The sequence below is a fragment of the Angustibacter sp. Root456 genome (genome assembly GCF_001426435.1).
GTDB lineage: Bacteria > Actinomycetota > Actinomycetes > Actinomycetales > Angustibacteraceae > Angustibacter.
In genome coordinates this window covers 232,556-244,006 of record NZ_LMER01000014.1, presented here as the reverse complement: position 1 = coordinate 244,006, position 11,451 = coordinate 232,556, and the positions used below count along the sequence as shown (strand labels likewise).

Genomic DNA, 11,451 nt, shown 5'->3' with positions numbered 1-11,451 from the left:
TCCCGACGTTGATCACGTTCAGTGGGGGACATGCCGCTTGCCGAGGGTTGCACCCCTCGAGAAGCGGCCAGAAGCCTCGGGAACTGTCGGCGCCGCTAGAGTCGCGGCGTGCTGAGGATCGGGCTCACCGGCGGGATCGGAGCGGGCAAGTCGACGGTGGCGGCGCTGCTGCGCGACCTCGGCGCCCTCGTCGTGGACGCCGACGTCCTGGCCCGCGAGGTGGTGGCGCCCGGTAGCCCCGGGCTGGCCATGGTGGTGCACGAGTTCGGCACCCAGGTGCTCGATGGCGACGGCGCCCTGGACCGCCCCGCTCTGGCCCGGCTGGTCTTCGGGGACGTCGCCCGTCGGCGCGCCCTCGAGCAGATCACCCACCCGCTGGTCGCGCAGCGCACCGCGGACCTGGTGGCCGCCGCGCCGTCGGACGCGATCGTCGTCCACGACGTGCCGCTCATCGTCGAGAAGCACATGGGCGCGCTGTACCACCTGGTCGTCGTCGTCGACGCGCCGCAGGACGTGCGGGTCCGCCGGCTGGTCGCCTCTCGGCCCATGACGGACGACGAAGCCCGGGCCCGGATCGCCGCCCAGGCCACGACCGAGCAGCGACGGGCTGCGGCCGACGTCTGGGTCGATACCCACCGAAGCCGCGAGGTGGTCGCCGAGGAGGTGCGTCGGCTCTGGGACGAGCGCCTGGTGCCGTTCGAGCGCAACGTCCGCACGCGCACCGTCGTGCGACGTCCCGAGCGCGTGGTGCTGGCCCGCGACCACGAGGCGTGGGCCGCCACCGCGGCCCGGCTCGCCGAGCGCGTGGCGCGGGCGGCCGGCGACCTGGGCCGCGGCGTCGAGCACATCGGCTCGACGGCCGTACCCGGCCTGCCGGCCAAGCCGGTGATCGACCTCCAGCTGGCGGTCGCCGACCTGCACGCGGCCGACACCCTGGCCGACGCGCTGGCGGAGGCGGGCTTCCCCCTGATCGGTGCGAAGCGTGACACGGTCGTGCCGGACGTCGACGCCGACCCCGGCCACTGGGTGAAGCGGATGCACGGCGGCGCCGACCCGGCCGTCGTCGTCCACCTGCACGTGCGTGAGGTCGGTGGGCCGGGGTGGCGCATGGCCTTGCTGCTGCGCGACTGGCTGCGCGCCGAGCCGGGCGAGCGTGACGCCTACGCGGCGCGCAAGCAGGCCCTCGCCGCCTCGGGTCTGGGTGCCGGGGACTACGCGGAGGCGAAGGAGAGCTGGTGGGCACCGGCGCACCAGCGTGCCCTCGCCTGGGCGGCGGCGAGCGGGTGGTCCGCCGGCTGACGGACGTCGGTGCCGCAGCCGGGGGAGTGGCGCTGTCGGTGGGGACGCTTACGGTGGTGCCATGAGACCGGTCACCGATCTGCAGCGTCGCGTCGCGCCCTTCCGCGTCGAGTCGGACTTCCAGCCGTCCGGCGACCAGCCGCAGGCGATCGCCGAGCTCACGCAGCGCGTGCAGTCCGGCGAGAAGGACGTCGTCCTGCTGGGCGCCACGGGCACCGGAAAGTCCGCCACCACGGCCTGGCTGATCGAGAAGCTGCAGCGACCGACGCTGGTGCTCGCACCGAACAAGACGCTGGCCGCGCAGCTGGCGAACGAGTTCCGCGAGCTGCTGCCGCACAACGCGGTCGAGTACTTCGTGTCGTACTACGACTACTACCAGCCCGAGGCGTACATCGCCCAGACCGACACCTACATCGAGAAGGACTCGTCGATCAACGACGAGGTCGAGCGGCTGCGGCACTCGGCCACCAACTCGCTGCTGACTCGCCGTGACGTCGTCGTGGTCGCCTCGGTGTCGTGCATCTACGGCCTGGGAACGCCGCAGGAGTACGTCGACCGCATGGCCCGGCTCAAGGTCGGCGACGAGATCGAGCGCGACGAGCTGCTGCGCCGGTTCGTGCAGATGCAGTACACGCGCAACGACCTGGCCTTCACCCGCGGCACCTTCCGAGTGCGGGGCGACACGGTCGAGATCATCCCGGTCTACGAGGAGCTCGCGATCCGCATCGAGTTCTTCGGTGACGAGATCGAGCGCATGTACACGCTGCACCCGCTCACCGGCGAGGTGATGCACGAGGAGCAGGAGATGTACGTCTTCCCGGCGACGCACTACGTCGCGGGGCCGCAGCGCATGGAACGGGCCATCGCCGGCATCGAGAACGAGCTGGCCGACCGGCTCGCCGAGCTCGAGCGGCAGAACAAGCTGCTCGAGGCCCAGCGGCTGCGCATGCGCACGACCTACGACATCGAGATGATGCGCCAGGTCGGCTCCTGCTCCGGCATCGAGAACTACAGCCGCCACATCGACGGCCGCGGCCCCGGCACAGCGCCGAACACCCTGCTCGACTACTTCCCCGAGGACTTCCTGCTCGTCATCGACGAGTCGCACGTGACGGTGCCGCAGATCGGCGCGATGTACGAGGGAGACATGTCGCGCAAGCGCGCGCTCGTCGACCACGGGTTCCGCCTGCCGAGCGCCATGGACAACCGCCCGCTGAGGTGGGAGGAGTTCCTCGAGCGGATCGGCCAGACGGTCTACCTCTCAGCCACGCCCGGGCCCTACGAGCTCGCCAAGGGCAAGGGCGTCGTCGAGCAGATCATCCGTCCGACCGGGCTCGTCGACCCCGAGGTGGTGCTCAAGCCGACGAAGGGCCAGATCGACGACCTGCTGCACGAGATCCGCGAGCGGGCCGAGCGCAACGAGCGCGTCCTGGTCACGACGCTCACCAAGAAGATGTCCGAGGACCTCACCGACTACTTGCTCGAGCAGGGCGTGCGGGTGCGCTACCTGCACTCCGAGGTCGACACCCTGCGCCGGGTCGAGCTGCTGCGCGAGCTGCGCATGGGGGAGTACGACGTCCTCGTCGGTATCAACCTCCTGCGCGAGGGTCTGGACCTGCCCGAGGTCTCGCTGGTGAGCATCCTGGACGCCGACAAGGAGGGCTTCCTGCGCTCGGGCACCTCCTTGATCCAGACCATCGGACGCGCGGCCCGCAACGTGTCGGGTCAGGTGCACATGTACGCCGACACGATCACCCCGTCGATGCAGCACGCGATCGACGAGACCAACCGCCGTCGCGAGAAGCAGGTCGCCTACAACCGCGAGCGCGGTGTCGATCCCATGCCGCTGCGCAAGAAGATCGCCGACATCACCGACCTCATCACCCGCGAAGACGCCGACACCGCCGAGCTCCTGGGCGGCTCGGGCCGCAACCAGTCGCGGGGCAAGGCCCCCGTGCCCGGCCTCGGTTCGCGTCAGGGCGACGACCGTCGGCGCCTGGCGAGCATGCCGGCGGCCGACCTGGCCGATCTGATCCAGCAGCTGTCCGACCAGATGCACTCGGCCGCCGCCGAGCTGCAGTTCGAGCTGGCCGCTCGGCTGCGTGACGAGATCGGTGACCTGAAGAAGGAGCTGCGCGCCATGCAGGGCGCGGGGCACGCGTGAGGCCACGGGCCCGCTAGACTGGTCCGGTTCGACGGAGGGGAGTATCCCCGCACGGCGTCCTCGTCACCACGGACCAGCTCGCTGGTCCCGGGGAGCCGGCCCGCTCGCGGGTGGGAGAGACCTCCGGCAGCAGCGCACGCCACCAACGGGTAGCCGTGCGCCTCGACTGACCGGAGGACTCGCTCGTGAACGTCCCTACGTGGGTGTGGCTGTCGACCGTCGGCGTGGCCCTGCTCTTCCTGCTCGTCGACGTCTTCGTCATCGGCCGTCGCCCGCACGAGCCCTCGATGGGCGAGTCGGCGCGCCACCTGGCCTTCTTCGTGGTCGCCGCGGTGGCGTTCGGCCTCGGGGTGTGGGCCTTCGCCGGCCCCCGCTACTCGGCCGAGTTCTTCGCGGGCTGGCTCACCGAGTACAGCCTCTCGGTCGACAACCTGTTCATCTTCCTGATCATCATGGCCAAGTTCGCCGTGCCGCGGCAGCTGCAGCAGACGGCGCTGCTCGTGGGGATCATCCTGGCGCTGGTGTTCCGGGGCGTCTTCATCGGAGTCGGCGCAGCGGCGATCAACAACTTCAGCTGGATCTTCTACCTGTTCGGCGCGTTCCTCGTGTACACCGCGATCCACCTGGCGCGCGAAGGCCAGTCGGACGAGGACGACTACGACGAGAACGCCCTGATCCGCTGGACGCGCAAGCACCTGAGGGCGACGAACGACTACCACGGCGTGCGCCTCACCGTCATGCAGGAGGGCAAGCGGGTCGTGACCCCGATGCTCATCGTGCTCATCGCGCTGGGTACCACCGACCTGCTGTTCGCGCTGGATTCCATCCCGGCGATCTACGGGCTCACCAAGGAGCCCTACCTGGTGCTCATGGCCAACGTGTTCGCGCTGATGGGACTGCGGCAGCTCTACTTCCTCATCGGCGGCCTGCTGCAGCGCCTGGTGTACCTCAGCCTGGGGCTGGCCGTCCTGCTGTTCTTCATCGGCGTGAAGCTGATCCTGCACGCGTTGCACGAGAACGAGCTGCCGTTCATCAACGGCGGGGAGCCAGTGGGCTGGGCGCCCGACATCCCGATCTGGCTCTCGCTGGTCGTGATCGTCGGCACGCTGGCCGTCACGGCGGCCGCCAGCCTCGCCAAGACCCGGCGTGACGGGCGGCAGGCCGCCGTCAACGGCTGAGGTCACCCGATGAGGTCACCTCGCGAGATCACCCGCGGCTGATCACCACCCGCGGGCGCGCCACTCGGCCAGGTGCGGACGCTCCGCACCGAGCGTGGAGTCCTTGCCGTGCCCGGGGTAGAACCACGTGTCGTCGTCCAGGGTCGCGAACACTCGCTGTTCGACGTCGTCGACGAGCGAGGCGAACGCGACGGCGTCACCGAACGTGTTGCCGACGCCGCCGGGGAAGAGCGAGTCACCGGTGAACAGGTGCGCGGGGCCTTCGGGGTCGCGGTAGAGCAGCGCCACCGAGCCGGGAGTGTGCCCTCGTAGCTGGATCACCTCGAGCTCGACCTCGCCGAAGGTGACGCGGTCGCCGTGAGTCAGCCGTTCACCGACCGGCACGGGCAGCTCGTCGGCGTCCTGCGCACCGGCCAGGACGCGCGCGCCGGTGTGCTCGACGACGTCGGCCAGCGCGCGGTGGTGGTCCCAGTGCCGGTGCGTCGTGACGACCGCGTCGAGCCAGCCCGTGCCCTCGTCGACCAGCGCCCGCAGGCGGTGGGGGTCGTCGGCGGCGTCGATGAGCAGCTGCTCACCCGTCGCGCGGCAGGTGAGCAGGTAGGCGTTGTTGTCCTGCTCGCTCACGCTCGCCTTGCGGATCGTCAGGTGCGCCAGCTCGCGCACGTCGCTCGGGCCGCCGTGCACCACCTCACCGGTGTACTCGCTCATGCTCCGACGCTAGCGCGGTAGGCGTCGACGGCGCTCACCAGCGCGAGGTGGCTCAGCGCCTGAGGCATGTTGCCGAGCATCCGCCGCTGCGCCGGTTCGTACTCCTCGCTGAGCAGCCCGACGTCGTTCACCAGGGCGCACAGCCGGGTGAGCAGCGCGTGCGCGTCGTCGGTGCGGCCAGTGCGCGCGTAGGCCTCGGCGAGCCAGAACGAGCAGGCGAGGAACGCGCCCTCACCCGGCGGCAGGCCGTCGACGTCGCGCTCGGTGCGATAGCGCAGCAGCAGGCCGTCGACCAGCAGCTCGTCCTCGATGGCCCTGATGGTGCCGACGACGCGCGGGTCGTCGTGGGGCAGGAACCCGACCTGCACCATCTGCAGCAGCGAGGCGTCGGTGTGCTTGGCGCCGTAGTACTGCACGAACGTGCCGAGCTCGTCGTCCCACCCCTGCTCGAGCACCTCCGCCTTCACGGCGGCGCGCAGCGCCCGCCATCGCTCGAGCGGCCCGGGGAGGCCGAACCGCTCGACGGCGAGCACCGCTCGGTCGAACGCCGCCCACGCCATGATCCGCGAGTGGGTGAAGTGCTGACGCTGCCCGCGGATCTCCCAGATGCCGTTGTCGGGCTGCTGCCAGCGCTCACCGAGGGCGTCGACGAGGGTCCGCTGCAGTGCCCACGCGTCCTCGGACTCCTCGAGGCCGCAGACCCGTGCCGCGTGGAGGGCGACCATCACCTCGCCGAGGACGTCGGTCTGCTGCTGCTCCGACGCCGCGTTGCCGATGCGTACGGGCCGGGAGCCCTCGTAGCCGGGCAGGTGGTCGAGCTCGCGTTCGAGCAGGTCGCGGCCGCCGTCCACGCCGTACATGATCTGCAGGTCCTCGGGGTCGCCGGCTACGGCGCGCAGCAGCCACAGCCGCCACTCCTGCGCCTCGGCGGTGTAGTCAGCGTCCACGAGGGCCTCGAGGGTCAGCGCCGCGTCACGCAACCAGCAGAACCGGTAGTCCCAGTTGCGCTCACCGCCGAGCTGCTCGGGAAGCGACGTGGTGGGAGCGGCGACGATCCCGCCCGTCGTGCTGTCGGTGAGCAGCCGCAGGACGAGCAGCGAGCGCAGGAACGGCTCCTGGAACGCTCCCGTGACGTCGCAGCGGGCGGCCCACTCGCTCCACCGCTGCCGCGTCGCCTCGAGCCGCTCCACGACGTCGAGGGGCTCGGGGACGGCCTGCCAGCCGTGGAACCAGGTCGTCGACCAGTCCATGGTCTCGCCGCCGCCGACGTCGAACGTGTCGACGTGCCGGCCGTCAGCCGCGGTGGGCAGGCGCGAGCCGCGCAGCACGAGCATGTCCGGACCTGCTGTCGCGTGCAGGGCCGCGTGACCGTGCGGGTCGACCATGCGGTGGATCCACGGGCGCACCTTGCCGTAGCCGAACCGCACCACCCACTCGTGACGCATGCGCACGCTGCCGGTGACGCCCTCGACCCGCCGCACGATGTCGGCTCGGCCGTCGCCGACGGGCATGGCGTCGAGCACCCGGACGACGCCGTCGTCGGTGGTGTAGGTGGACTCCAGCACGAACGAGTGGTCGACGTACCGCCGGGTCACCGTGAACGGTACGTCCGGTGCGAGCAGCCAGCGGCCGTTGCGCGGGTCGCCCAGCAGCGCGGCGAAGCAGGCGGGGGAGTCGAAGCGGGGCAGGCAGGTCCAGTCGATGGAGCCGTCACGGCCCACGAGCGCGGCGGTGTGGGTGTCGCCGATGATCGCGTAGTCCTCGATGGGAGAGGGCACGTCAGCCCCAGCTGGGCAGGGTCGGCAGCGGCTGGCCGTCGGTGTCGAGTGACGACCCGTCCCCGCGCCCGGTGAGCCAGGCCAGGACGTCGGCGGCCTGCCCGCGCACGGGTACGGCGCCGTCGCCGACGGTGAGGTCGAGCAGCTCGCCGTCCGCGAGGGTGCAGGTGATCCGGGCTCCGGGTGCCGCGTCCGCGAGGCGCGGCGGGCACTCGAGCAGGCCGGCGCGCAGCAGCACGTCGGGGACGTCGGCGAAGGTGAAGCCAGCGTCGAGGTCGACGTGGTGGTAGACGACCTCGCGCGTGCGGGTCCACGGCACCGTGGCGACCGACACGTCCGGCCCGCGACCCGACGGCACCTGCAGGTCGAGGTGCTCGGCGGGGACGGCGGCCAGCTGCACCAGCAGTCGCTCGGCGCTGCTCTCGACGTCCGCCTCGAGGTCGGCCGCCGGCCGGTCGGCGCCGGCCTCGATGTCGGCGTCCCGCGCCTCGACGGACAGGTACATGGGGGTGATCCGGCCCGTGACGGCCGAGCCGGCCACGTTGGCGAAGCCGTCGGCGTTGCGGGCGAGGTGGCTGAGCACGTGGCCGCGGGTCCAGCCCGGCAGGCGCGAGGGGCCGCGGACGGCGTGGTCGTCCAGCGTCCGGATCGTGCTCAGCAGCAGGTCGGTCTGGGTACACAGGTGCGTGAGCATCGGGTCGTCAGCGAAGGCCGTCATGCGGTGAAACTACTCTGCGCGGGCGTTGTCGGTGGTGCCACCTAGCATGGTCTGGACCCTCCGGGAGCGCCCGGACTGCCTTCGACCCTGCGGGAGCGAGCCCATCGTGGCTGACAGCCTGATCGTGCGCGGCGCGCGCGAGCACAACCTCAAGGACGTCTCGCTCGACCTGCCGCGTGACGCGATGATCGTCTTCACCGGCCTGTCCGGTTCCGGCAAGTCGTCCCTCGCCTTCGACACGATCTTCGCTGAGGGGCAGCGGCGCTACGTCGAGTCGCTGTCGGCGTACGCCCGGCAGTTCCTGGGGCAGATGGACAAGCCCGACGTCGACTTCATCGAGGGCCTGTCTCCGGCCGTCTCGATCGACCAGAAGTCGACCTCGCGCAACCCCCGCTCGACGGTCGGCACGATCACCGAGGTGTACGACTACCTGCGCCTGCTCTTCGCGCGCGCCGGTCGCCCGCACTGCCCGGTCTGCGGTGAGGCCGTGACGCGGCAGACCCCGCAGCAGATCGTCGACCGCTTGCTCGAGCTCCCCGAGGGCACCCGGTTCCAGGTGCTCGCGCCCGTGGTGCGCGCGCGCAAGGGCGAGTACGCCGACCTGTTCCGCGAGCTGCAGGCCAAGGGCTTCTCTCGGGCACGCGTCGACGGCGAGGTGGTCGGGCTGGCCGAGCCGCCGACGCTGGAGAAGAAGCTCAAGCACTCGATCGACGTCGTGGTCGACCGGCTCGTGGCGAAGGCGTCCGCGAAGCGCCGGCTGACCGACTCGGTCGAGACGGCGCTCGGTCTGGCCGGCGGCATCCTGGTCGTCGAGCTCGTCGACGCCGACCCGAAGGACCCCGCCCGTGAGCGGCGGTTCTCCGAGAAGATGGCCTGCCCCAACGACCACCCGCTGGCGATGGACGAGATCGAGCCGCGCTCCTTCTCCTTCAACAGCCCCTTCGGCGCCTGCCCCGAGTGCACCGGTCTGGGCACGCGGCTGGAGGTCGACCCGGAGCTCCTGGTGCCCGACGACGAGCTGACCCTCGCCGAGGGTGCCATCGCGCCCTGGACGCAGGGTTCCGCGGAGTACTTCCAGCGCCTGATGACGGCGCTCGCCGACCAGCTCGGCTTCTCGATGGACGTGCCGTGGCGCGCCCTGCCTGCGCGGGCGCGCGAGGCGCTGCTGCACGGTGAGGACTACCAGGTTCACGTGCGCTACCGGAACCGCTTCGGTCGCGAGCGCTCGTACTCCACCGGGTTCGAGGGCGCCATCCCGTTCGTGCAGCGGCGACACTCCGAGACCGAGTCGGAGTGGAGTCGCGAGCGCTACGAGGGCTACATGCGCGAGGTCCCCTGCCCCGTCTGCGGTGGCGCCCGGCTCAAGCCGGAGTCGCTCGCCGTGCTGCTGGGCGGCGCGTCGATCGCTCAGGTCTGCGCCAAGCCGATCGGCGAGTGCGCGGCGTTTCTCGGTGCGCTCGAGCTCACCGCGCGGGAGAAGCAGATCGCCGAGCGCGTCCTGAAGGAGATCCAGGCCCGGTTGGGGTTCCTGCTCGACGTCGGGCTCGACTACCTCTCGCTCGACCGCGCGTCGGGCACGCTGTCCGGTGGCGAGGCGCAGCGGATCCGGCTGGCGACGCAGATCGGGTCCGGGCTGGTCGGCGTGCTGTACGTCCTGGACGAGCCGAGCATCGGTCTGCACCAGCGCGACAACCACCGGCTGATCGCGACGTTGACGCGGCTGCGCGACCTCGGCAACACGCTCATCGTCGTCGAGCACGACGAGGACACCATCCGCGAGGCCGACTGGATCGTCGACATCGGCCCTGGCGCCGGCGAGCACGGCGGCCACGTGGTGCACTCCGGCCCGGTCCAGGGACTGCTGAAGCACCCGGACTCGCTCACCGGTCAGTACCTGTCCGGTCGCCGGCAGATCGCCCTGCCGGCCGAACGTCGTCCGATTGACCGCGACCGTCAGGTGACGGTCGTCGCAGCGCGCGAGCACAACCTGCGGGGCATCGACGTCTCGTTCCCGCTGGGGTGCTTCGTCGCGGTCACAGGGGTGTCCGGGTCCGGCAAGTCGACGCTGGTCAACGACATCCTCTACAACGTGCTGGCCAACAAGCTGAACGGCGCCCGGCACGTTCCCGGCCGCCACCGCACGGTGCGCGGGCTCGAGCACCTCGACAAGGTCGTGCACGTCGACCAGAGCCCGATCGGGCGCACCCCGCGCTCGAACCCCGCGACGTACACCGGCGTCTTCGATCACATCCGGCGGCTGTTCGCCGAGACCACCGAGGCCAAGGTGCGCGGCTACCTGCCGGGCCGGTTCTCGTTCAACGTCAAGGGCGGCCGCTGCGAGAACTGCTCGGGCGACGGCACGATCAAGATCGAGATGAACTTCCTGCCCGACGTCTACGTGCCGTGCGAGGTCTGCCACGGCGCGCGGTACAACCGTGAGACGCTCGAGGTGCACTTCAAGGGCAAGACCATCTCCGACGTCCTCAACATGCCGATCGAGGAGGCCGCCGAGTTCTTCGCAGCGGTCCCCGCCATCAGCCGCCACCTCACGACCTTGGTCGACGTGGGTCTGGGTTATGTGCGTCTGGGTCAGCCGGCGACCACGCTGTCCGGCGGTGAGGCGCAGCGGGTGAAGCTGGCCAGCGAGTTGCAGAAGCGCTCGACGGGTCGCACCGTCTACGTGCTGGACGAGCCGACCACGGGCCTGCACTTCGAGGACATCCGCAAGCTGCTTCTGGTGCTGCAGGGACTGGTCGACAAGGGCAACACGGTCATCGTCATCGAGCACAACCTCGACGTGATCAAGAGCGCCGACTGGCTCGTCGACATGGGTCCAGAGGGCGGCTCCGGCGGCGGCATCGTGGTGGCCGAGGGCACCCCGGAGGTCGTCGCGGCGATGCCCGACAGCTACACGGGACAGTTCCTGCAGCCGGTGCTGGCCCAGTCGCGTGCGGTACCCGTCGGCGGTGCACGTCCGGTGGCGGCGGCACTGACGAGCGCGGCCGGTGCCCGGGCGACCGCCTCGACGAAGCGCGCGACCGCGAAGAAGGCGACCGCGAAGAAGGCGACCGCGAAGAAGGCGACCGCGAAGAAGGCGACCGCCAAGAAGGCGACCTCCAAGCAGACGGCGATGAAGCCAGCCGCGAAGAAGACGGCGACGAAGGCTGCCGGCGCGCGAGGTTCGCGGTGACGGCCTCGACGCCGAGTCGCCGCACGGTCCTGCAGGCCGGGGGAGTAGCGGTCGCCGGCGGGCTGACCGTGGCGGCGTGCGGCGCGGCGTCGACGCCGCAGGCTGCGCCGAACACGGTCGTGACCGGTCCGGTCGGCACACCCGACCAGGTCCCCGTAGGGGGTGGGGCGATCTTCCCGAAGGCGGCGGTCGTGGTGACTCAGCCGGTGCAGGGACAGTTCCGCGCGTTCTCCACGCGGTGTCCCCACCAGGGGTGTGCGGTCGCCTCCGTGAGCGACGGCTACATCGTCTGCCCGTGCCACAACAGCCGGTTCGCCGTCGCGACCGGCGCGCCCACCCCCGACAGCCCGGCGCAGCAGCCGCTGGCCCCACGCCAGGTCGCCGTCGAGGGTGGCTCGTTGGTCATCGAGGGCTGA

At 71.0% G+C, this 11,451-nt stretch carries 8 protein-coding genes; 5 read left to right on the top strand and 3 right to left on the bottom strand.

What is annotated here, in order from left to right; genetic code table 11:
- Positions 1 to 108: 108 nt before the first annotated feature.
- From coaE to ASD06_RS06315, 3 genes are all read left to right on the top strand, one after another.
- Complete coding sequence (gene coaE, locus ASD06_RS06325) at positions 109 to 1,299, top strand: dephospho-CoA kinase (RefSeq protein WP_056674643.1); 1,191 nt, start codon at positions 109 to 111, stop codon at positions 1,297 to 1,299.
- Between the two features lie 61 nt (positions 1,300 to 1,360).
- The gene (gene uvrB, locus ASD06_RS06320; RefSeq protein WP_056674641.1) at positions 1,361 to 3,463 is read left to right on the top strand and encodes an excinuclease ABC subunit UvrB; all 2,103 of its coding nucleotides are present in this window, start codon (positions 1,361 to 1,363) and stop codon (positions 3,461 to 3,463) included.
- 185 nt (positions 3,464 to 3,648) lie between these two features.
- Positions 3,649 to 4,641, top strand: coding sequence for a TerC family protein (locus ASD06_RS06315; RefSeq protein ID WP_056674639.1), 993 nt, complete (start codon positions 3,649 to 3,651; stop codon positions 4,639 to 4,641).
- A gap of 42 nt (positions 4,642 to 4,683) precedes the next feature.
- On the opposite strand, the gene ASD06_RS06310 is transcribed toward ASD06_RS06315, so the two are convergent.
- The 3 genes from ASD06_RS06310 to ASD06_RS06300 are packed head-to-tail and all read right to left on the bottom strand — an operon-like array spanning position 4,684 to position 7,845.
- Positions 4,684 to 5,349 (bottom strand): MBL fold metallo-hydrolase, encoded by a 666-nt coding sequence (locus tag ASD06_RS06310; RefSeq protein WP_056674637.1) that lies wholly within the window; start codon positions 5,347 to 5,349, stop codon positions 4,684 to 4,686.
- The gene (locus ASD06_RS06305; RefSeq protein ID WP_056674635.1) at positions 5,346 to 7,127 is read right to left on the bottom strand and encodes a glycoside hydrolase family 15 protein; all 1,782 of its coding nucleotides are present in this window, start codon (positions 7,125 to 7,127) and stop codon (positions 5,346 to 5,348) included. Before ASD06_RS06305 ends, ASD06_RS06310 begins: the two co-directional genes overlap by 4 nt.
- Before the next feature lies 1 nt (position 7,128).
- Positions 7,129 to 7,845: a maleylpyruvate isomerase family mycothiol-dependent enzyme gene (locus ASD06_RS06300; protein WP_056674633.1), complete on the bottom strand. Its 717-nt coding sequence runs from the start codon at positions 7,843 to 7,845 to the stop codon at positions 7,129 to 7,131.
- Between the two features lie 106 nt (positions 7,846 to 7,951).
- On the opposite strand from ASD06_RS06300, the gene uvrA reads away from it, so the two are divergent.
- Together uvrA and ASD06_RS19580 are read left to right on the top strand one after the other, a co-directional pair.
- A complete protein-coding gene (gene uvrA / locus ASD06_RS06295; RefSeq protein WP_200941914.1) occupies positions 7,952 to 11,035 on the top strand; it encodes an excinuclease ABC subunit UvrA in 3,084 nt (1,027 codons plus the stop codon).
- Positions 11,032 to 11,451 carry a Rieske (2Fe-2S) protein gene (locus ASD06_RS19580; RefSeq protein ID WP_056674630.1) on the top strand — a complete coding sequence of 140 codons (420 nt, stop codon included), beginning with the start codon at positions 11,032 to 11,034 and terminating at the stop codon, positions 11,449 to 11,451. The genes uvrA and ASD06_RS19580 overlap by 4 nt, the downstream gene beginning before the upstream one ends.

Coding starts and splice junctions, on each gene's coding strand:
- uvrB (WP_056674641.1), top strand. CDS start 1,361: ATGAGACCGGTCACCGATCTGCAGCGTCGCGTCGCGCCCTTCCGCGTC.
- ASD06_RS06310 (WP_056674637.1), bottom strand. CDS start 5,349: ATGAGCGAGTACACCGGTGAGGTGGTGCACGGCGGCCCGAGCGACGTG.
- ASD06_RS06300 (WP_056674633.1), bottom strand. CDS start 7,845: ATGACGGCCTTCGCTGACGACCCGATGCTCACGCACCTGTGTACCCAG.